At 60.4% G+C, this 21,196-nt stretch carries 19 protein-coding genes; 6 read left to right on the top strand and 13 right to left on the bottom strand.

The window, feature by feature from the left end; all coding sequences use genetic code 11:
- Nucleotides 1–156: 156 nt before the first annotated feature.
- Nucleotides 157–1,290: an AGE family epimerase/isomerase gene (locus tag ACEN83_RS02065; RefSeq protein WP_495579364.1), complete on the top strand. Its 1,134-nt coding sequence runs from the start codon at nt 157–159 to the stop codon at nt 1,288–1,290.
- A gap of 15 nt (nt 1,291–1,305) precedes the next feature.
- On the opposite strand, the gene ACEN83_RS02060 is transcribed toward ACEN83_RS02065, so the two are convergent.
- The 10 genes from ACEN83_RS02060 to amaB form a co-directional block, all read right to left on the bottom strand.
- Nucleotides 1,306–2,211: a cation diffusion facilitator family transporter gene (locus ACEN83_RS02060; protein ID WP_495579363.1), complete on the bottom strand. Its 906-nt coding sequence runs from the start codon at nt 2,209–2,211 to the stop codon at nt 1,306–1,308.
- Between the two features lie 171 nt (nt 2,212–2,382).
- Complete coding sequence (locus tag ACEN83_RS02055) at nt 2,383–3,153, bottom strand: SDR family oxidoreductase (RefSeq protein WP_095964716.1); 771 nt, start codon at nt 3,151–3,153, stop codon at nt 2,383–2,385.
- 294 nt (nt 3,154–3,447) lie between these two features.
- A complete protein-coding gene (locus ACEN83_RS02050; RefSeq protein WP_495579362.1) occupies nt 3,448–3,696 on the bottom strand; it encodes a hypothetical protein in 249 nt (82 codons plus the stop codon).
- A 276-nt stretch (nt 3,697–3,972) separates the two neighbouring features.
- On the bottom strand, nt 3,973–4,689 hold the full coding sequence (locus ACEN83_RS02045; RefSeq protein ID WP_007979701.1) for an ABC transporter ATP-binding protein: 717 nt from the start codon (nt 4,687–4,689) through the stop codon (nt 3,973–3,975).
- Nucleotides 4,686–5,558, bottom strand: coding sequence for an ABC transporter ATP-binding protein (locus tag ACEN83_RS02040; RefSeq protein ID WP_007979702.1), 873 nt, complete (start codon nt 5,556–5,558; stop codon nt 4,686–4,688). The genes ACEN83_RS02045 and ACEN83_RS02040 overlap by 4 nt, the downstream gene beginning before the upstream one ends.
- Nucleotides 5,555–6,838, bottom strand: coding sequence for a high-affinity branched-chain amino acid ABC transporter permease LivM (gene livM / locus ACEN83_RS02035; protein ID WP_116580692.1), 1,284 nt, complete (start codon nt 6,836–6,838; stop codon nt 5,555–5,557). Before livM ends, ACEN83_RS02040 begins: the two co-directional genes overlap by 4 nt.
- 3 nt (nt 6,839–6,841) lie before the next feature.
- Nucleotides 6,842–7,756 carry an ABC transporter permease subunit gene (locus ACEN83_RS02030; RefSeq protein WP_495579361.1) on the bottom strand — a complete coding sequence of 305 codons (915 nt, stop codon included), beginning with the start codon at nt 7,754–7,756 and terminating at the stop codon, nt 6,842–6,844.
- Nucleotides 7,757–8,006: 250 nt separating this feature from the next.
- The gene (locus tag ACEN83_RS02025; RefSeq protein ID WP_007979707.1) at nt 8,007–9,140 is read right to left on the bottom strand and encodes an ABC transporter substrate-binding protein; all 1,134 of its coding nucleotides are present in this window, start codon (nt 9,138–9,140) and stop codon (nt 8,007–8,009) included.
- 364 nt (nt 9,141–9,504) lie between these two features.
- Nucleotides 9,505–10,788, bottom strand: coding sequence for an L-pipecolate oxidase (amaA, locus tag ACEN83_RS02020; RefSeq protein ID WP_495579360.1), 1,284 nt, complete (start codon nt 10,786–10,788; stop codon nt 9,505–9,507).
- A gap of 141 nt (nt 10,789–10,929) precedes the next feature.
- Nucleotides 10,930–12,420 carry an L-piperidine-6-carboxylate dehydrogenase gene (gene amaB / locus ACEN83_RS02015; RefSeq protein ID WP_102698672.1) on the bottom strand — a complete coding sequence of 497 codons (1,491 nt, stop codon included), beginning with the start codon at nt 12,418–12,420 and terminating at the stop codon, nt 10,930–10,932.
- A 174-nt stretch (nt 12,421–12,594) separates the two neighbouring features.
- Here amaB and ACEN83_RS02010 point away from each other — a divergent pair, with 174 nt between their 5' ends.
- The 3 genes from ACEN83_RS02010 to nadE all read left to right on the top strand — a co-directional run bounded on the left by ACEN83_RS02010 (nt 12,595) and on the right by nadE (nt 15,754).
- A complete protein-coding gene (locus ACEN83_RS02010; RefSeq protein WP_495579359.1) occupies nt 12,595–13,503 on the top strand; it encodes a LysR family transcriptional regulator in 909 nt (302 codons plus the stop codon).
- A 192-nt stretch (nt 13,504–13,695) separates the two neighbouring features.
- On the top strand, nt 13,696–14,922 hold the full coding sequence (pncB, locus tag ACEN83_RS02005) for a nicotinate phosphoribosyltransferase (RefSeq protein WP_007973300.1): 1,227 nt from the start codon (nt 13,696–13,698) through the stop codon (nt 14,920–14,922).
- 4 nt (nt 14,923–14,926) lie between these two features.
- Complete coding sequence (nadE, locus tag ACEN83_RS02000; protein ID WP_104451550.1) at nt 14,927–15,754, top strand: NAD(+) synthase; 828 nt, start codon at nt 14,927–14,929, stop codon at nt 15,752–15,754.
- 176 nt (nt 15,755–15,930) lie between these two features.
- Here the strand turns inward: nadE and azu are convergent, their stop codons facing one another.
- Complete coding sequence (azu, locus tag ACEN83_RS01995; RefSeq protein ID WP_495579358.1) at nt 15,931–16,377, bottom strand: azurin; 447 nt, start codon at nt 16,375–16,377, stop codon at nt 15,931–15,933.
- Between the two features lie 344 nt (nt 16,378–16,721).
- Between azu and ACEN83_RS01990 the strand changes: the two genes are divergently transcribed.
- Both ACEN83_RS01990 and ACEN83_RS01985 read left to right on the top strand, forming a co-directional pair.
- Nucleotides 16,722–17,309, top strand: a complete 588-nt coding sequence (locus tag ACEN83_RS01990) for a cytokinin riboside 5'-monophosphate phosphoribohydrolase (RefSeq protein WP_007973290.1) — start codon at nt 16,722–16,724, stop codon at nt 17,307–17,309.
- A 68-nt stretch (nt 17,310–17,377) separates the two neighbouring features.
- Nucleotides 17,378–17,557 (top strand): hypothetical protein, encoded by a 180-nt coding sequence (locus tag ACEN83_RS01985; RefSeq protein ID WP_007973286.1) that lies wholly within the window; start codon nt 17,378–17,380, stop codon nt 17,555–17,557.
- Between the two features lie 225 nt (nt 17,558–17,782).
- On the opposite strand, the gene ACEN83_RS01980 is transcribed toward ACEN83_RS01985, so the two are convergent.
- Together ACEN83_RS01980 and ACEN83_RS01975 are read right to left on the bottom strand one after the other, a co-directional pair.
- On the bottom strand, nt 17,783–18,673 hold the full coding sequence (locus ACEN83_RS01980) for a transglutaminase family protein (protein ID WP_495579357.1): 891 nt from the start codon (nt 18,671–18,673) through the stop codon (nt 17,783–17,785).
- The gene (locus ACEN83_RS01975; RefSeq protein WP_495579356.1) at nt 18,673–21,159 is read right to left on the bottom strand and encodes a circularly permuted type 2 ATP-grasp protein; all 2,487 of its coding nucleotides are present in this window, start codon (nt 21,157–21,159) and stop codon (nt 18,673–18,675) included. The genes ACEN83_RS01980 and ACEN83_RS01975 overlap by 1 nt, the downstream gene beginning before the upstream one ends.
- Nucleotides 21,160–21,196: the final 37 nt, after the last annotated feature.

Raw genomic sequence — 21,196 nt, 5'->3', positions numbered from 1 at the left:
CACAGGGTTCCTGGTGTGAATGCTATCTAAGTCACACAGCAAACTACTGTGGGAGCGGGCTTGCCCGCGAAGGCGGCCTGACAGACACAGCCTCTCTCAAGTCAGCCTCTCTGCTAACATGTCGCGCAATCGCCCCTGCCGTGACGACGCCAGCCAATGCCACCTGTTCCCCGCTCCGCCTCCCAGCCTGAATTGACCGCCCTGTTCGCCTCGGTGCAACAGCATTTCCTGAACGTCATCGTGCCGCTCTGGCAAGGTCCGGGCTGGAATGCCGACATGGCGTTGCCCTACGAGGCGCTGGATGCCGAACACCAGCCGCTGCCACCGCAACGCTACCGGGCCATGGCCTGTGCGCGGCAGCTGTATCTGTTTGCCAGCCTGATCGGTCAGGTGCCGGGCGCCGAAGAGCGCGCCGCCGCGTTGTTCCGCTCGTTGCAGCGGCACTTCCACGATGCCGAGCACGGTGGCTGGTTCTACAGCGTCGATGCACAAGGGGCGCCGCTGGATCAGCGCAAGGACCTCTACACCCACGCGTTCATCCTGTTCGCCTGCGCCCATTACTGGGACAAGGTCCGCGAGCCATTGGTCGAGTCGGTACTCAACGCCTCGCTGGAAGTGATCGCGCAGCGTTTCGCCACGGACGACGGTCTGTATGAAGCCACGCTCGACCTCGACTGGGCATCGCTGGGCAGCGGCCCCTTGCAAAACCCGCTGATGCACCTGGCCGAAGCATTCCTCGCCACCCTGTCGGTGCGTGAAGATCTCGACGTGCAACACGCACTCATCGAGTTATGCACAGCCATGCACGCGCGCTTCATCGATCCGCAGCACGGCGTGTTGATGGAAAAGCCGCTGGGGTCTGTGGATAACTGGTTTGAACCGGGGCATCAGTTCGAATGGTATTTCCTGCTGGAGTCCTCGGCGCTGCTGCGCACTTCAACCCTGCATGCCGATCTGGAAAGGGCCTTCGCCTTTACCGAGCAGTTGGGCGTCGATCAACAGACCGGTGCGGTGCGGGCCATGCTCGACCTCGAGCCAGGTAGCGGCGTCCGGGACGCCACGCAGCGCATCTGGGCCCAGGCCGAATACCTGCGCGCCCTGACGCTGCGTCCGGACAGCGAAGCGGATGTAATGCGTCAATTGCAGGCGTTGCAGCAGCGTTCGCTGCATGCAGGAGGCTGGTTTGAGTGTCGTGATGAGCACGGTGAAGTCAGCCGCCGCGACATGCCGTCGACCACGCCTTATCACCTGGCGACCTGTTATCGCGGGCTGGCTGAATATCTGGCTTGACCATGTGGAGTGCAATCACTCAATCCACTTGCGATCCCCGGTAAAGCTGATGGTCAGCCATCGTGCGGCATCCGGCTCGCCAAGCTTCGCGGAAATGTCCTCGCGCAAGCTGTCCAGCTGCCCCACGCCGTCCAGCCAGTAATCCTTCGGCAATACGATGTGGATCTCGATAAAACACGCCCTGCCGTGCTTCTGCACATAGGAAATGTAGTCGTCGAAACCATGCTCGACCTTCGCCACCTCCATCACCTGACGCACCTTGTCGTCCAGTTGATCCGGGACGATCCCCAACACATCGCGCAAGGCCGGTCCGAGGATTTTCAGCGCCGGGGGGAGCATGCCCAAGGCCAGCAGAATCAGGATCATCGGGTCGACGTACACCGCCCACTTGTCGTAACCCTGCGTCTTGAGCAGCAGCGCGATGAGGAAACTCACCAGCAGGCCCGCCGACAGCATCGCGTCCACCAGCCAACTGATGTTGTCGAACTGGATCAAAGATGAGTTGAGCGTGCGGTTGCGATGGCGGACGTAGAAAAAGTAAATGAGCTCAACGACAGTGAAGAACGCCGCGTAGAAGATCACCAGCCCCAATTCGACCTCGCGGCCTCCGCTGATGATGCCGAACACGCCGTTGAGAAAGGCGTAAATGGCGACCAGGAAAATGAAGCAGCCCTCGATCACCAGCACCATGGGTTCCAGATGCCAGGAACCGAACTGGAAGCGCTGGTTGCTTTCCTTGGCGATCAGCCTGGCGGTGATCAGCATCAGGACCTTGATGAAGGCCGCGATCAACGAAAAGAAGCCATCGAACAGGATGGATTGGGCGCCCGACACAAAACCGGTGATGATCCCGGCGAATGTCACGGCGAGCATCAGGAAGGTCGATTGTTTGAGCAGCGACTGCTCGCCTCGATTACTCACTGGATCTCCTCTGGAACTCTAGCCCGCCGGGTGTGGCGGGGTTGTTGGGTGAGGAGTCTAGCTGATGTCCTGATTTGTCTGTTCCGGCCCCTTCGCGAGCAAGCCCGCTCCCACAGGGATCACATGAAACCTGTGGGAGCGGGCTTGCTCGCGAAGAACGATGACTCGGTATTAAGCCTTGCCACCACTGCGATCAATAGCAAACCCAGCCCAGGTCTGGCTCACCGGCATCAGCTCCAGGCTGTTGATGTTGATGTGCGCAGGCGCATTGAGTACCCAGAAAATGGTCTCGGCGATGTCTTGCGGCTGGATCGGCTCGGCGCCGGCGTAGGTGGCGTTGTAGCGCTCCTGGTCACCGGCAAAACGCACCAGCGAGAACTCGCTCTCGCACAGGCCCGGCTCGATGTTGCTGACCCGTACGCCTGTGCCCTGCAGGTCGCAGCGCAGGTTCAGCGAGAACTGTTTGACGAACGCCTTGGTCGCGCCATACACGTGGCTGCCCGGGTACGGGTAGTTGCCGGCGATGGACCCCAGGTTGACGATACCGGCGCCACGACCGTGGGCGATCAGGCGCGGCAACAGCAGACGGGTGCTGTACATCAGGCCTTTGACGTTGGTATCGACCATGGTGTCCCAATCATCCAGGTCGCACTTGGGTGCCGGATCGACGCCTAGGGCCAGCCCGGCGTTGTTGATCAACCCACGCAGCTTGGCAAAGGACGGCGGCAGATTGGCAATCGCCTCCTCCATAGCCTTGCGATCACGCACATCGAGCACCAGGCCATGGACTTCGGTCTGCTTCGACAGCTCGGCGCACAGCGCATTGAGGCGCTCTTCACGACGGCCTGTCAGCACCAATTTCCAGCCTGCGTCGGCAAAACGACGGGCACAGGCTTCACCAAAACCGGAGGTCGCGCCGGTAATAAACAGGGTGTTGGACATCGTGTTCTCCTTGCTTCGGCTGATCGCCAGCCATTGGAATGGTAAATCAGCAGGCAGAATGCCCGGCCTTGCCCATAGCGGCAACCGCACTTTCTGTACAAAAAACGATCAACCCTCGCAATCCCTTGGCCAGCCTGGCTTGCAGCCATGTGCGCGCACGTTATCCACAGGCCGGTCCACAGTCTTTGGGGGCAAGTGGAAAAGCTGCAAGCCGCTGTCCACAAGGCTTTGCGCGGTTTCTTGAAACTTTTTTGCTTGACCCTCAATAGCCTGCCGTGTAGCCCCTGGGGATTTTCATGACTGACGGGTCAAACCAGCGATGGCGCCAAGCCAGTAACCACGGCCTTCAGCCGGGTCTTTCCAGAGTTTAATCACAGACTTATCCACAGGCTTGTCCACGCTGATTCCACCCACTTTCATCTCGAACAAAAAGGTTGACAAAGCGCTCTCCAAGTTGCGCAAAAACACTTGATCAAAAACTGAACATACCTCTGCAGGCCACGGTTTAAAAGGCCTGCAGCCAGCTACTCCCACGTTATTCACAGCCGGCTCCACAGCAAACGGGGACAAGTCAAAACCGTGACAAAACAACTATTTGCAGCGGCTTTATGTCGCGCTTCGGGAGCTCTTGAATATTGTTTTCCACAATTTCCTTTACCTCACACCGCCGCTCTTGTAGGAGCTGCCGCAGGCTGCGATCTTTTGATTCTGAAGCATGGAACAAAGTCAAAAGATCGCAGCCTGCGGCAGCGCCTACAGCGCACATAAAAAAACGCCCTGACGTTGAGAGCGTCAGGGCGTTTTTTTGAACGTTGAGAATCAGTGCCCGCCGAGATAAGCGTTACGCACATCCTCGTTGACCAGCAGCTCCTTGCCGGTACCGGTCATGCGGATTTCGCCGTTGACCATCACGTACGCCCGGTCCGACAACCGCAGGGCGTGGTTGGCGTTCTGTTCCACCAGGAAGATGGTCATGCCGGTCTTGGCCAGTTCTCGCAGGGTCGCGAAGATCTGTTTCACCACGATCGGCGCCAGGCCCAGGCTCGGCTCATCGAGCAGCAACAACTTGGGCCGGCTCATCAGGGCGCGGGCGATGGCCAGCATCTGCTGCTCGCCACCGGACATGGTCATCGCCCGCTGGGTACGCCGCTCTTCAAGCCGCGGGAACAGCTCGAACATGCGTTGCATGTCTTCCTTGGCGTACTTGTCACCGATAGGGATGGTGCCCATCAGCAGGTTTTCCTCGACTGTCATGTCAGGGAACACCCGCCGCCCTTCCGGCGACTGCGCGATGCCGTTGGAGGCGATGTAGTGGGAAGACTTGTGGGTAATGTCCACGCCCTGATAAAGGATCTGCCCGTCGGCGGCCCGTGGCTGGCCGAAGATCGACATCAGCAGGGTCGATTTGCCGGCGCCGTTGGAGCCGATGAGGCTCACTGTCTCCCCTTCGTTGATGTGCAGCGAGACGCCTTTGAGGGCCTGGATCGGGCCGTAGAACACGTCCAGGTCCTTGAGTTCGAGGATGGGTTTGCTCATACCACCTCCTCTTCGTCGGCGCCCAGGTACGCGGCAATCACTTTCGGGTCGTTGCGGATGTCGTCGGGACCACCCTCGGCGATGACGATGCCGTGGTCCAGCACCACGATGTGGTCGGAAATGCTCATTACCATGCCCATGTCGTGTTCGATCAGCACCACGGTCAGATCGTGCTCATCGCGCAGCAGCCGGATCATCGCGCTCAGCGCTTCGGTTTCCTGAGGGTTGAGGCCGGCAGCCGGTTCGTCGAGGCAGATGATCTGCGGACGGGTGCACATGGCGCGGGCGATTTCCAGGCGGCGCTGCTGGCCGTAGGACAGTTCACCGGCCAGGCGGTTGGCGCAGTCCACCAGGTCCACCACTTCCAGCCAGTAGAAGGCATGGTCCAGCGCATCGCTTTCAGCCTTGCGATAGCCCTTGGTGTTGAGGATGCCGGCCAGCATGTTGCGGTTGACCCACATGTGCTGGGCGACCAGCAGGTTTTCCAGCACCGACATTTCCTTGAACAGGCGAATGTTCTGGAACGTCCGCGCCAGGCCGGCACGGTTTACCAGGTGGGTGCCGCCGAACATCTTGTAGCGCAGCCGGGTGATGAAGCTTTTTGGCGAAACGAAATCGGTCGGCTTGAACGATTCGCCCAGCAACTGGATGACGTTGGTCTTTTGCCCGCGCACGTTCAGCTCGATCTTGCCGCCGGAGGCCTTGTAGAACCCGGTCAGGCAGTTGAACACCGTGGTCTTGCCGGCGCCGTTGGGGCCGATCAGGGCGAAGATCGAGTTGCGCTTGACCTTCAGGCTCACATCATTCAATGCCTTGATGCCGCCGAAGTGCATCATCAGCTTCTCTACGGAGAGTACGACTTCGCTCATGGCGCTACTCCTTTACGCGGCGTCACACCGGTACGGCTGATCCGAATCAGGCCGCGCGGTCGCCAGATCATCATCAACACCATCAGGATGCCGAACAGCAGCACGCGATACTCGGCGAAGCCACGCAGCAGTTCCGGGGCGACGGTCAGCACGAAGGCTGCAATCACCACGCCGATGGTCGAACCCATGCCGCCCAGTACCACGATGGCGAGGATCAACGCCGATTCGAAGAAGGTGAACGAGGTCGGGTTGACGAAGCCCTGGTAAGTGGCGAAGAACACCCCGGCCAGACCGGCCGTCGAGGCACCGATGGTGAATGCCGAGAGCTTGACCAGTACGTGGTTCAGGCCCATGGAGCGGCAGGCGATTTCGTCTTCGCGCAGGGCTTCCCAGGCGCGGCCGACCGGCATGCGGGTCAGGCGATGCTTGATGTACAGCACAGCCAGCACCACCAGGAACAGCACCGCGTAGATGAAGTAGTACTTCACGTCTGGGTTGTAGGCGATGCCGAAGAACTCATGGAACGGCACGCCGCCGTCCTTGGCTCGCTTGCCGAACTCCAGGCCGAAGAAAGTCGGCAGCGGTGCCGGCATGCCGTTCGGGCCGCCAGTGAGCGACAACCAGTTGTTGAGGATCAGGCGGATGATTTCACCGAAGCCCAGGGTCACGATCGCCAGGTAGTCGCCGTGCAGGCGCAGCACCGGAAAACCGAGGATGCAACCGGCCAGGCCGGCGGTGATCGCCGCCAGCGGCAACACCGTCCAGAAGCCCAGCCCGAGGTATTGGTAGCCGAGTGCCAGGCCGTAGGCGCCGATGGCGTAGAACGCCACGTAACCGAGGTCGAGCAGGCCGGCCAGGCCGACCACGATGTTCAGCCCCAGCCCCAGCAGTACGTAGATCAGCCCGAGGATGACCACGCCCAGCAGGTAGGAGTTGGAGAAAAACGGCAGTGCCACGGCGATGACGATCATCAGCGGGATGATCCAGCGCAGCCGCGACTTGTAGTCCGGCGCCAGCACATGCACCCCGGAGCCTGTCGTTTCAAAGCCTTCGAGGATTTTCAGGCCCTTGGCTGTCTGCAGGAACAGGCTCAGGGCAAAACGTCCGGCCATGACGATCGCCACGATCCACGCCACCCGGGTGGTTTCAAGGTTGAAGCCATAGCCATCGAGAACGACGCCGACAATCGGCCCGAACACAATCAGGGCAATGAGGCCGGCAAGAATCGCGTCAACCAGACTTTTTTTGATATCAATGGTTTTTTTAGTGGTTGAAGACATCGCTTACACCTTCGACACAAGAGGACGGCCGAGCAGGCCTTGAGGCCGAAAGACCAGAACGAGGACCAACAGCGAGAAGCTGAAAACGTCTTTGTAGTCCGAGTTCACCAGACCGGAAAACAGCGACTCGGAAATCCCGAGAATGATCCCGCCGAGCATCGCGCCTGGCAGTGAGCCAATCCCGCCGAGCACCGCGGCGGTGAACGCCTTGATCCCGATGATGAAGCCGGCATAGAAGTCGAATGTGCCGTAGTTCATGGTGATCAGCACGCCGGCCAGGGCCGCCATCGCTGCACCGATGATGAACACGTAGGAAATCACCCGGTCGGTGTTGATCCCCAGGATCGAAGCCATCTTGCGGTCTTGCTGGGTTGCACGGCACATGCGGCCGAGCTTGGTGTACTTGATGACGTAGGTCAGCAGGCCCATCCCGACGAACGCGGCGACCAGAATGAAGACCTTGGTGTAGGTCAACTGAACGAAACCGCTACCGATATCAACGCGCCAGGCACCCGTGAGCAAAGTCGGAACGCCTTGTTGCTTCGCGCCCTGGGAGATCTGTGCGTAGTTTTGCAGGATCAGGGAGATACCGATCGCACTGATCAGCGGTGCGAGTCGAGTGGAGTTGCGCAGGGGTTTGTAGGCGACACGCTCGATGACCCAGCCATACACCGCCGTGACGACGATGGTGAAGATCAGTGTGCCAAGCATCAGCAGCGGGAAGGATTCGATACCGAAGTAAGCCAGCAGAGCCAGACTGATTGCCGCGAGGTAAGCGGAAATCATGTAAACCTCGCCGTGGGCGAAGTTGATCATGCCGATGATGCCATAGACCATTGTGTAGCCGATGGCGATCAGGCCATAGACCGACCCGAGGGTCAGGCCGTTGACCAGTTGCTGCAGGAAAATACCATCCATAACGCAATCTCACGCAATGAGAACCTGCACATGTGGCTGTGCGGTTCTTCTAAGGAAAATACAGATATACGTCGGAGCAATGACAACCACGATCAGGCTGGCCACCACCGCCCCCTGTAGGAGCGAGCCTGCTCGCGAAGAACCTGAGGACAACGCGCTGAACCAGCAAGCACGCGTTATCGTTGACGTTTTTCGCGAGCAGGCTCGCTCCTACAAGGGGTCAGTGGGGTTCAGGTGATCGAGTCAGCCCTTACTTCTGTTTTTCCAGCTGGTGGTATTTGCCGTCCTTGTCCCACTGGTAAACCACGTAGTCGGAGACTTTCAGGTCGCCCTTGCTGTCCCAGGTCTTCTCGCCCATGACGGTCTTGACCGGGTTCTTCTTCAGCCATGCGGCCGCTTCTTCGCCCTTGTTGGACTTGGCGCCGTTGAAGGCTGCCGCCAGGGCCTGGACCGAAGCGTAGGCGTACAGGGTGTAGCCTTCAGGCTCGGTACCGGCCTTGCGGAAGGCGTCTACCACGGTCTTGCTGTCTGGCAGCAGGCGTGGGTCGGCGCCGAAGGTCATCAGCACGCCGTCAACAAATTGCGGACCACCAGCGGTGGTCACCAGTTCGTCGGTCACGATGCCGTCGTCGGACATGAACTTGACGTCTTTCAGGCCCTGTTCACGCAGTTGACGCACCAGAGGACCGGCTTCCGGGTGCAGGCCACCGAAGTAGACGACGTCAGCGCCAGCGCCGCGGATCTTGGTCACGATGGTGCTGAAGTCTTTCTCGCCGCGGGTCAGGCCTTCATACAGCACAGGCTTCACGCCACGCTTCTCAAGTTGAGCCTTGGTGGCATCCGCCAGGCCCTGACCGTAGGTGTCCTTGTCGTGCAGCACGACCACTTTCTTGCCTTTGAGCACGTCGACGATGTAGTCGCCGGCCACGATGCCTTGCTGGTCGTCACGCCCGCACATACGGAACATGGCGCTCAGGCCGCGCTCGGTCACAGCCGGGTTGGTGGAGCCAGGCGTGATGGCGATGATGCCTGCTTCGTCGTAGATCTCGGAGGCCGGGATGGTCGACGAAGAGCAGAAGTGACCGACCACGCCGGCGACTTTCTGGTTGGTCAGGTCCTTGGCAACCGTCACAGCCTGCTTCGGTTCGCAGGCGTCATCGCCCTTGACCAGTACGATTTTTTCCCCGTTGACGCCGCCCGACGCGTTGACCGCATCGGCCGCCGCCTGTGCACCCTTCATGTACTGTTCGCCAAATGCCGCGTTGGCGCCTGTCATTGGTCCCGCTACGCCGATCTTGATGTCAGCCTGAGCAAACGCAGAAACACCCAGCGCAGTTGCCACTGCGAGGGCCAGAAAGCCTTTCTTGTAAAACGTCTGGGACATGAGGTGGTGCTCCATGGTTTTTTTTAATTGGCACTGCGACTTCACTGAATGCTCAGAGCAAGGGCCGTGCCATCGGTTTTTTATTCTTAAAAAAGTCGCTGCTTTCTTGTTATTTCGACTGTTTCGGACCCATTTTCATTGGGCGTGCAACCGTCTAAACCGCGGAAGGTAAAACCATTATTTTTTTGAGGCGCAACCCGCCTGCGCCATCATTGCAACCGCGGCTTTAAACGACGTGCAACCAGCCTGTAACAACGTGCGTCACCGAAGTGCACACTGCTGGTGCGAGACTGCTACAACCCGCACCACTACAGGCTAGCTGCAGATCGAAAAAGCGCCGCTTGCGCCCTGCAAAAATCAACATTCAGATCACGATCCGCAGGCACTGGCCTGCGTGATACAGCGAGAATCCCGCCTCGTACAGACAGCTGCGCAACCCCACGCCGGCCAATGGCTGCATGGGCGCGAAAGGAATCGGTAGCGCTTGAGGATTTCCGTTACACAGGTAATCGGCAAAGGCCTTGCCGACCACCGTACCCGTGGTCACGCCCCGCCCGTTGTAACCGGTGACGGCCACTAAACCGGGCGCTGGCTCGAACAGGCGCATCAAATGATCGGGGGTGAAGGCGATGCGACCGGTCCAGGTGCACTCCCATTCCACCGGTTTGAGGTATGGGAAATAGTGCTGCTGCACGCGGTCGGCCCAGGCCTTGAGGAACCAGGTCGGCTTCTGATTGCCATTGCCCAGGCTGCCAAGCAACAGGCGACCGTCTTTATCCCGGCGGATGCTGCTGAGTACCTGTCGAGTGTCCCAGGAGCCCTGGCCACCGGGCAGAATTTGCCGGGCGGCTTCTTCGGTTAGCGGCACCGAGGCCACCTGATAGTAATAACCGGGGAAGAAATTGCGCCGCAGTTCCGTCCAGTCGCCTTCGGTGTAGGCATTGGAGGCAATCACCACTTTCTCGGCCATCACCGAACCCTGGGCGGTTTGCACCGACCAGCGCTGGCCCTGGCGTTCGAGCCGGGTGACCGGGGAATGATCGAACAATTGACCGCCCAGGCCGATGGCCGCCTTGGCCAGCCCGGTGGTGTAGGCCATCGGGTTGAGCGTGCCGGCGCGGCGATCGAGCAATGCTGCGGCAATCTTTTTCGTGCCGGTGGCTTGCTCGCAGGCCTGACCGGTGAGCAGCTCTACCGGCGCACCGCGACGCTTCCATTGTTCTTCACGACTGCGCAAGTCGGCTTCGCCACGGCCGTTGTGCGCCATGTGCAGCGTGCCTTCGCGGCGCAACTGGCAATCGATGTTGTACTTGTCCACAAGGCTGAACACCAGGGATGGCGCCGCCCCCAGCATGCGGTTGAGCTGGCTGCCGACCTCAGTGCCGAACCCTGCTTCGATCTCGTCCGGGGGAATCCACATCCCGGCATTGACCAGCCCGACGTTGCGCCCCGAACCACCATGGCCGGCACGATGGGCCTCCAGCACACAAACGGTCTTGCCTTGCTCCAGCAGATGCACCGCCGCCGACAAACCGGTAAACCCGGCGCCGATGACGCAGACATCCACCGTGACCTCACCCTTGAGGGCCGAATTGTCCGGCCTCTGTGGCGTCAGTTTTTCCCACAGACACTCTTCGCGTAACGGCATTGCCAGACTCCAACAGAAACCTAACCAACACACAAATCACTGTAGGAGCGAGCTTGCTCGCGAAAAACGTCATGGCAACGCGTTTAAACAGCAAGCCCGCGTTATCGTTGACGATCATCGCGAGCAAGCTCGCTCCTACAATCAATCGAACGTGATGCCCTGCGCCAACGGCAACTCCAGCGAATAGTTCACGGTGTTGGTCTGGCGGCGCATGTAGCCGCGCCATGCATCGGAGCCGGACTCGCGACCGCCACCGGTTTCTTTCTCGCCGCCAAACGCGCCACCAATTTCCGCGCCGCTCGGGCCGATGTTGACGTTGGCGATGCCGCAGTCGCTGCCCACCGCCGACATGAACTGCTCGGCTTCACGCACGTCGGTGGTGAAGATGCACGAGGACAGGCCTTGTGGCACGGCGTTGTTCAGGCGCAGCGCTTCCTGGAAGTCGGTGTAGCCGACCACGTACAGGATCGGGGCGAAGGTTTCGTGGCACACGACGTCGCTCTGCTCAGGCATTTCGACGATGGCCGGCGAAACGTAGTAAGCGTTCGGGAACTGGTCTTCCAGCTGACGCTTGCCGCCAAAGACTTTGCCGCCTTCGCTCAACGCCTGCTCCAGCGAATCCTGCATATTGTCGAAGCTTTGCTTGTCGATCAGCGGGCCGACCAGGTTGCCTTCCAGCGGATGGCCGATACGTACTTTCGAGTACGCGGCTTTCAGGCGGGTGACGATTTCTTCTTTCACCGATTCATGAGCGATCAGTCGACGCAGGGTGGTGCAGCGCTGACCGGCGGTGCCGACGGCGCTGAACAGGATCGCACGAACAGCCATGTCCAGGTCGGCGCTCGGGCCGAGGATCATGGCGTTGTTACCGCCCAGTTCGAGAATGCTGCGGGCAAAGCGCGCGGCCACTTTCGGTGCCACTTCGCGGCCCATGCGGGTGCTGCCGGTGGCGCTGATCAGGGCTACGCGCGGGTCGTCCACCAAGGCTTCGCCGGCATCGCGGCCACCGATCACTACCTGGCACAAATTCGCAGGCGCATCGCTGAAGTTCTTCACGACGCGGTCGAACAGCGCCTGGCAGGCCAGCGCGGTGAGCGGGGTCTTTTCCGACGGTTTCCACACCACCGGGTTGCCGCACACCAGTGCCAGCGTGGTGTTCCAGGCCCAGACCGCGACCGGGAAGTTGAACGCACTGATCACCCCGACGACGCCCAGCGGGTGCCAGGTTTCACGCATATGGTGGCCAGGGCGCTCGGAAGCGATGGTCAAACCGTACAGTTGACGGGACAGGCCGACGGCGAAGTCGCAGATGTCGATCATTTCCTGAACTTCACCCAGGCCTTCCTGAGTGATCTTGCCGGCTTCCCAGGACACCAGTTCGCCGAGGTCGGCCTTGTATTCGCGCAGCACTTCACCGAATTGACGCACCAACTCACCACGGCGCGGTGCCGGAACCTTGCGCCACAGTTCGAACGCATGATCTGCGCGACTGATGTGCTGCTCGACCTCAGCCGCGCCTTCCCAGTTCACGGCGGCGATCCTGCTGCCATCGACCGGCGAATGCACCGGCACTTTGCCGTTCTGGTACAGGGCCGGGTTCACACCTAGACGATCAAGCAATGCGGCAACCATGGGTCACTCCTCAAGCAAAAGACAGAACACGTGCAGCCGGAAAATCGCGGCTGATCAGAGCTGTAGTTTTAGCTGCCCGGAGGTTACTCAACAAACGACCTTTAAGAGAGATATCATTCCGTTTATTCATGCTGTGCATTGCTGGCAATAAGAAACAAGAACCAAGGACCGCCCATGCTGAATAAACGCTACCTGCCATCGATCGCTGCGTTGCAGTGCTTCGAAGCCGTCACCCGGCACTTGAGCTTCACCCGGGCTGCCGAAGAGCTGAACCTGACCCAGAGCGCCGTGAGCAAACAGGTCGCGCAACTCGAAGAGCTGTTGCAGCACCTGCTGTTCCGCCGGGTGCGTCGCCGCCTGCAGATGACGCCGGCCGGCGATCTGTACCTGGTCGAGGTGCGAAAGATCCTCACTCAGGTCGAGATGTCGACCCACTACCTGCGCTCCTACGGTGGCGAAACCGAAGTCCTGCGGGTTTCGACGCCGCCCACCTTCGGCGCCCGCTGGCTGGTACCCCGCCTGAAAGGCTGGCGCCTGCGGCATCCGTCGATCCATCTGGACCTGTGCAGCGAACAGGAAGCCGACGACCTTCTGCAAGGTCGCAGCGACCTGGCGTTCTACTTCGGCCAGGGCTCGCGGCCCGGCACCGAATGCCTGAAGCTGTTCGGCGAAGAGCTGGTGCCAGTGTGCGCCCCGGGTAGCCTGCCGGATACGCCATTCACCGACCCGACGCAACTGACCGACCTGGTCCTGCTGCAAAACGCCTCCCGCCCCCAGGCCTGGCATGACTGGTTCGACCACCAGGGCTACCACACCGAGCACAGCTACCACGGTCCGCGTTTCGAAACCTTTTATATGTGCATCCGCGCCGCCCAGGTTGGCTGCGGCGTGGCGCTGCTACCGCGCTTTCTGGTGGAAGAGGAACTGGCGGACGGTAAGTTGGTCATTCCCTGGCAGCATGCAATGCCCAGCAGCGATGCCTATTACCTTGCGTACCCGGAGCACTCGGCGGAAGTGCCCAAGGTGCGGGACTTTGTGAAGTGGATGCTGGAGCAAGTCGATAGCCCCGCAACCACCGATTGATTGCTTGTGTAGGAGCTGCCGAAGGCTGCGATCTTTTGATTTGGTTTTTCACGATCAAAAGATCGCAGCCTGCGGCAGCTCCTACAAAAAGCAAATCCGGGCGCCAGGTAAAAAATGCTGGCAATCCGAGCCACCGATATGCGCCACTAGCGCCATTGATCAATACCGCTGCAACGCTGGAGAACCCCCGTTATGAGCGAGAGTGTGTTTGCCGATCGCATCGTGCAGAACCTGCTCGACACCGACTTCTACAAACTGACGATGATGCAGGCGGTGCTGCACAACTACCCCAACGTCGAAGTCGAATGGGAGTTTCGTTGCCGTAACGGCGAGGATTTGCGCCCCTACCTGGCGGAAATCCGTTTCCAGATCGAACGCCTGGCCGAACTGAGCCTGAGCGCCGATCAATTGAGCTTTCTGGAACGCATCAGCTTCCTGAAGCCGGATTTCCTGCGCTTTCTCGGCTTGTTTCGCTTCAACCTGCGCTACCTTCACACCGGTATCGAAAACGGCGAGCTGGTCATCCGCCTGCGCGGCCCCTGGCTGCATGTGATCCTGTTCGAAGTGCCGCTGCTGGCGCTGGTCAGCGAGGTACGCAATCGTTATCGCTACCGCGAAGTCGTGCTGGAGCAGGCCCGCGAGCAGCTCTACCGCAAGTTCGACTGGCTGAGCGCCAACGCCAGCAGCGATGAATTGTCCGAGTTGCAGGTGGCCGATTTCGGCACGCGCCGCCGCTTCTCGTATCGCGTACAGGAAGAAGTGGTGAATGTGCTCAAGCACGACTTCCCCGGACGCTTTGTCGGCACCAGCAACGTGCACCTGTCCCGGGAGCTGGACATGAAACCGCTGGGCACCATGGCCCACGAATGGATCATGGCCCACCAGCAGCTCGGCCCGCGGCTGATCGACAGCCAGATCGCCGCACTCGATTGCTGGGTCCGCGAATACCGTGGCCTGCTGGGAATTGCCCTGACCGACTGCATCACCATGGATGCCTTCCTCGGCGATTTCGATCTGTTTTTCGCCAAGCTTTTCGACGGTTTGCGCCATGACTCGGGCGATCCGGTGGTCTGGGCGGAAAAAGCCATCGCCCACTATCACAAGCTCGGCATCGACCCGATGAGCAAGACGCTGACCTTCTCCGACAGCCTGACCCTGCCCAGGGCCCTGGAGATATTCCGGGCGCTGCGCGGTCGGATCAATGTCAGCTTCGGCATCGGCACCAACCTGACCTGTGACATTCCGGGTGTCGAACCGATGAGCATCGTGCTTAAAATGGCCGCCTGCAACGGCCAGCCGGTGGCGAAGATCTCCGACGAGCCCGGCAAGACGCACTGCAAAGACCCGAATTTCGTCGCGTACTTGCGACACGTTTTCCAAGTACCTGCCGCCCTTTCAAGTCCATCAAGCAAGGAGTGAATTCATGCAAGCCGTACAGCGTGAGATTGCTGAACAGCTCAAGGTCCAGCCGCCATTCGCCGACGAAGCCGCCCTTGAGGCCGAAGTCGCCCGGCGGGTGACCTTCATTCAGGACTGCCTGGTCAACTCCGGGCTCAAGACCCTGGTCCTGGGCATCAGTGGCGGTGTCGACTCCCTGACCGCCGGCCTGCTGGCCCAACGGGCCGTGCGTGAACTGCGCCAGCGCAGCGGTGATGCCGCGTACAAATTCATTGCCGTGCGCCTGCCCTACGAAACCCAGTTCGATGAACACGACGCCCAGGCTTCGGTGGATTTCATCAAGCCGGACGAGCGCCACACCGTGAACATCGGCCCGGCGGTCAAATCCCTGGCCAATGAAGTCGCAGCCTTCGAAGGCAAACATGCGGTGTCGGTGGACTTCGTGCTCGGCAACACCAAGGCACGCATGCGCATGGTCGCCCAGTACACCATCGCCGGTGCGGCCCATGGCCTGGTGATCGGCACCGATCACGCGGCGGAAGCGGTGATGGGGTTCTTCACCAAGTTCGGTGACGGCGCCTGCGACCTGGCGCCACTGAGCGGCCTGGTGAAAAACCAGGTCCGCGCCATCGCCCGCAGCTTCGGCGCGCCGGAATCGCTGGTGGAAAAAGTCCCGACGGCGGACCTGGAAGACCTGTCGCCCGGCAAACCGGACGAAGCCTCCCACGGCGTGACCTATGCCGAGATCGACGCGTTCCTGCACGGTCATCCGGTGCGTGAAGAGGCGTTCAAGATCATTGTTGATACCTACAACAAGACCCATCACAAGCGTGTAATGCCGTTTGCGCCTTGAAGCGTGAGTGAATGAAAAAGCCCGCTGAAGTGTTGAGCTTCAGCGGGCTTTTTCTTTGGCCAAAACATATGTCGATGCTTCTGGCCCCTTCGCGAGCAAGCCCGCTCCCACATTTGAACGTGGTCTAAATGTGGGAGCGGGCTTGCTCGCGAAGAACGATAACGCGGTGTGCCTGATTACTTCAGGGTAACCGTGCCTTTCATCATCGAGATGTGGCCCGGGAACGAGCAGAAGAACCCGTACTTTTCACCGGCCGCGAGCTTGGAAACGTCGAAGGTCACCGAATCGGTTTCGTTGGCGCCGATGACCTTGGTGTGGGCAATCACACGGGCGTCGCCTTCTTTCAGGTAGTTCTTGTCGATGCCGGCGCTCAGGCCGTCGGTGGCGATCGGCTGCATGTCGGCTTCTTTACTCAGCACCCAGTTATGGCCCATGACGTTCTTCGGCAAGCTGCCGGAGTGCTTGAGTTCCACGGTAAACGTCTTGCAGCTCTTGTCGATTTCAATGGCCTTCGTGTCGAAAGACATCTGGTCGGTGGAGTCGACAGTGACTTTGCACTCGGCAGCCATCAGTTGGCTGCTGGCCAGTGTCAACAGGGATACCGCAACAAGTTTGGCAAACATGGTGAATCTCCAAGGCAGGGTTAGCGAAATCGCGAATAAACAGAAGACTGCCTGAAAACTTCGCAAGTTCATATGACTTGAATCAAAAATTGTATACAACTTTCGCGCTATGGCACCGATACGAAATATCTACCGGCCAAGTGTCTGGCCCGGGCCTATCATCAGGCCGTCCCCCTTCAAATGGAATGCCTGTCATGTCGATCAACAGCCTGTTGTGCAGTTTGCTGGCCGCCTACGCCTGCGGCGCCAGCGGTACGTACGAAACGCCAAAACACCAAGTCTAGTCCTTGGAGTACCACGCGCCTGCCTTTACTCTGTGGCCCTGATCGACCATGGAGCAAGGCATGTCTTTAACATCCGTTTGTGTATTTTGTGGCGCCAGCACCGGCACCCACCCGGCTTACCGCGAAGCCGCCGTGGCCCTTGGCCGGGCTCTGGCCGAACGCAAGCTGACCCTGGTGTATGGCGGTGGCGCCGTGGGGCTGATGGGCATAGTCGCTGATGCGGCCCTGGCAGCCGGCGGTGAAGTAATCGGCATCATCCCGCAAAGCCTCAAGGACAAGGAAATCGGCCACAGCGGCCTGACCCGCCTGGAAGTTGTCGATGGCATGCACGCACGCAAGGCGCGGATGGCCGAACTCAGCGATGCCTTTATCGCGTTGCCCGGTGGCCTTGGCACCCTCGAAGAACTGTTCGAAGTCTGGACCTGGGGCCAGCTCGGCTACCACGGCAAACCGCTGGGATTGCTGGAAGTGAACGGTTTCTACAGCAAATTGACGTCTTTTCTTGATCACATCGTCGGCGAAGGCTTCGTTCGCGGGCAGCACCGTGACATGCTGCAGGTGAGCGAATCGCCGCAAAACCTGCTCGATGCGCTGGATGCCTGGCAACCGTCCGTAGCGCCAAAGTGGGCCGAGCAAAAACCCAGCTAACGGCTCGGCACCGATACAGGGCAGAATATGCGCCGCTCAACCTCACCTTCGACCCCAGAGGATCGCCCATGGCTAAACCTAATTATTCCTTCGCCAAACGTCAGAGAGACTTGGCCAAGGAGCAGAAGAAAGAGGAAAAGCTTCAGCGCAAGAAAGCTACAGCTGAAGAAGCGGCACTGAACCCTGAGGGTGAAGTGGCGGCAGAAGACGATGTTGATGCACCGAAAGACTCGGCGCCCGACGCCTGAGAACCTCCGGGCCGGTTGATCTGATCTGGCCCACCGGATCTGTGTAATGGATTGGCAGCTTGGCTGCCGATCCTCACAGGCCGATCTGAAATACCCCTCTCCAGACTCGCTATACATACGCCCCTTGTAGGAGCTGCCGCAGGCTGCGATCTTTTGACTTTGATTTTTAAAAAAACAGATCAAAAGATCGCAGCCTGCGGCAGCTCCTACAAGGATCGGCGGGGGCTATTCCAGTGGCATCACGGTTACCCGAACTTCCGGGTCGTGGTTCCCTCCTCCCAGAATTACCCCCCGCAACGGCGACACATCGGAAAAATCCCGACCCCAGGCCAGGGTGATGTGCTCCAGCGCCGGCTGCACATTGTTGGTCGGATCGAAATCCACCCACCCCGACACCGGGCAAAACACCGATATCCAGGCGTGGGACGCATCGGCACCGATCAGCCGTGGCTGGCCCGGTGGTGGCTGGGTCAGCAGGTAGCCGCTGATATAACGCGCGGCCAATCCACGGGAACGCACGCAAGCGAGCATCAGGTGAGCAAAGTCCTGACAGACCCCGCGTCGGCGCTCCAGCACTTCCACCAGCGGCGTCGCCACCTGGGTAGCTTCGGCATCGAAGGTGAACTCGTTGAAGATTTTCTCCATCAGCGCCTGCACGCCGAGCAACAACGGTCGACAGGGTGGAAAACAGCTTTGCGAGAACTCGACGAAGTTTTTCTTCAAATGCACATACGGCGATTCGAACCGGTATCGACAGGCTTCGAGCAATTCCGGCGACAACGGTTGGCTGCTGTAGGTCAGCGCGCTTCGTGTGTGCTCCCACGCCGCAGACCGGCTGAAGTCCGGCACAGGTCGGGGCAACACTTCGATGGTGAGACTGGCGTTGACCAGCAACTCATCGTGGGGACGCTCGAATGCCAGCCGGGTCAGCGGATTGCCGAATACATCCAGCTCATCGCGACGCGAGGTCGGCTGCGGACTGATCTGCAATTGCCGGTCGGTGCAGCGCTGCCAGGCACAAGGCCGCGGCCACAAATGCGCCAGTTGCTGGGCCAGGGACACCGGGCTGTCGTAGTGATAATGGGTGTCGTGGAAAATCTGGTAACGGGCGCTCATCAGACGGACACCGTGCGCTGGCTGACATCGTCGACATGGGCGAAATGCCGCAGCGCCAGGCGATCGGAGACTTGCCCGCTGGCGTCGGCGATCTCCTGCAACAGTGCGGCCAGCCCTTCGATGGCGGCGCGAACACTGGCGTCGCCGAACAACGGGTTTTCCAGGCACCCCAGATCGAATCGCGCCAGACGCTCGACCAATTGCGGCAGAACAGTTTCACGCGGTACGCCAAAGTCGTCGTTGAGGCGCTTGAGGGTGCGCGTCACCAGTTTCAACTGGAACAACACGGCGTGTGGGTTCTGCTCGTCGAGCAACAACAGGTCGAGCACCGGGATCAATTGCGCGACCGCCAGATAGCGCGACCGGTAGGTGATGCTGCTGTTGCCCAGTTCCAGCAACCACTCCAGCCCGGCCTGATCGAAGGCCCCGGCGCCCCGCAGGAACGCCGCCAGGCTGCCGCTGAGAAATTGCAGGCGTTCGATCCGCCGGCCAGTCATCAGGAAACGCCAGCCCTCGTCCCGGGTCATGTCGTCCAGGGCAAAGCCGGACAGCGCCGCCAGGGACATCACCAGACGGTTGAGAAAATCCAGCAACTCGCCGAAATCCGACTCTTCGGTTTCCAGCTCCATGGCTTCGCGCTGCAACTCCACCAGCGCCTGCCAGTTTTCCCGCGAGAGCTTGCCGCGCACTTGCGAAGCGGCCCACTGCAAGCGTTGCAGGTTGGACCGCAGACTGAACGGCCAATCGTCACCGAGCAATGCTGCCAACAGGCGTTCAGGCAATTCGCCCTCATCGGGCAGCAGCATCAACCGTTCGCCGAGATCGACTGCGGCCTGCAAGGCTTGCGGGTCGTCGCCGTCGACATAGCGCGCAAGCACGATGCGCAGCAAACGGGCACTGTCGTCGCAACGTTCGCAGTAACGACCAAACCAGAACAGGTTTTCCACCACCCGCGATGGCAGATACGGATCGCGCCGCACCAGATCATGCACGCCGATGTTGCGTTGGGCCTTCCATTGCTCGCCGCTGGGCGCACGATCGCCCAGTACCCAAGTGTCCTTGCTAGCGCCACCGCGCTGCATCGACACCACTTCGGCATCGGCTTGCGCGGCGACCCGGGTCAGGCCACCGGGCAACACCCGATATCCCTCGCGGCTGGCCACCGCATAGACGCGCATGCCGATGGCCCGGGGTTGCAGTTGACCGTCTTCGGCTTGCCAGATCGGCGCCTGGGACAATTGCGCAAGTTCTTGCGCGACATAAGCGTATGGCCGTGCCTGCATGCGCTCGGCGAGCTCATGGCGCTGTTTTTCACTCAAGTCGCGGCCAAATACCGGTGCAAAGCTCTGGGACGGAAACGCCGGCTTGATCAGCAGCTCCGGCAGTTTTTCCAGGGCCTGGGCCAATACCGGCGCTTCGCCGCACCACCAGGTGGCGATGGACGGCAGGATCAGCTCTTCGCCGAACAGGAACTGATTGATCTTCGGCAGGAAACCCAGCAAGCCCGGCGACTCCAGCACACCACTGCCGAGCGCGTTGGCCACCAGCACCCGCCCCTGCCGCACCGCTTCCAGCAGGCCCGGCACACCGAGGGCCGAATCGGTGCGCAGTTCCAGGGGGTCGCAGAAGTCATCGTCGAGCCGACGCATGATCGCGTGCACCCGGCGCAGTCCACTAAGGGTCTTCAGGTAGACCGTGGCATCGCGCACCGTCAGGTCGCCGCCCTCCACCAGTGGATAACCGAGCTGGCGGGCCAGGTACAAATGTTCGAAATAGCTTTCGTTGAAACGCCCGGGTGTCAGCAGCACCACCAAGGGTGCGTCCTCGTCACTCGGAGCCTGACGAGCCAGTGTTTCCTGCAAGGTACGGAAGAACCCGGCCAGGTGTTGCACCTTCAAATCACGGTACAACTCGGGGAAGGCCCGGGACACGATCGTGCGGTTTTCCAGCGCATACCCGGCACCCGAAGGCGCCTGGGTACGGTCCGCCGTGACCCACCAGCGGCCATCGGGTGTGCGCGCCAGATCCACGGCATACAGATGCAGAAAGGCTCCGTCAGGCGGGCTGATGCCCTGACAGGGCCAAAGGAAATTGTTGTGACCGAACACCAGCTCGGCAGGCAGCAGCCCCTCGGCAATCAGCCGTTGCGGACCGTAGAGGTCAGCCAGCACAGCATTGAGCAAACGCGCCCGCTGCGCGATGCCGGCCGACAACTGCTGCCACTCATCGGCAGCGATGACGTGGGGCAGCAGGTCCAGCTCCCACGGCCGGTCAGCGCCCTTGGGATCGGCATAGACGTTATAGGTAACGCCGTTTTCCTGGATTTGCCGGGTCAGCAGGGCCTGACGCTGCACCAATTGCGCCGGCGTGCTGCGTTGCAACTGCTCGAACAGCCGGCGCCAGTGCGGGCGCACGGCGCCACTGTCGTCGAGCAGTTCGTGATAGGTGCCCGCCGTCAGCGGGTAGCGGTCTAGCAGGTCAGGCATGGAAAGCTCGGCAGACAGCAATGATCGGTCAGACTAG

Source organism: Pseudomonas sp. Pseusp49 (assembly GCF_059491875.1).
This window is presented reverse-complemented; position numbering and strand designations above follow the sequence as displayed.